Annotated in this window: 1 protein-coding gene; it reads right to left on the bottom strand. The window is 66.1% G+C overall.

All coding sequences use genetic code 11. The annotated features are described in order from the left end of the window. Window positions 1–8 precede the first annotated feature (8 nt). Window positions 9–375, bottom strand: a 367-nt coding sequence (locus ACT3TZ_RS15300; RefSeq protein WP_444584266.1) for an IS30 family transposase, incomplete at its 5' end; no start/stop codon positions are given.

The raw sequence follows: 375 nt of genomic DNA on the forward strand, positions 1-375 counted from the left end.
GGGTGGTGTCAATGCGTCGAAGCAACATGGGGCTCGCCGGCCAGTAGTCGGGCGAAGGATTCTGTCGGGGTCAGGAAGCCGAGTCGGCGGCGGGGGCGGTTGTTGATCTCCTCCGCGATGGTGGTGAGGTAGGGCTGGTGATCGGGGATCTCGGTGCCCTTGGGGAGGTACTCGCGGTAGAGCCGGTTGGTGTTCTCGTTGCTGGGTCGTTGCCAGGGCGAGTGGGGGTCGGCGAAGTAGACCGGCATCTGCGTGGCCAGGGAGACCTTCACGTGCTGCGCCATCTCGCTGCCCTGGTCCCAGGCCAGCGACGCCTTCATCATCTCGGGCAGGGCGTTGAAGTACTCGATGACCGCGTCCGCGGTCGGTTCGGCG

The organism is Brachybacterium sp. AOP25-B2-12 (assembly GCF_052378625.1).
In the GTDB taxonomy this organism is placed as follows: Bacteria; Actinomycetota; Actinomycetes; order Actinomycetales; family Dermabacteraceae; genus Brachybacterium.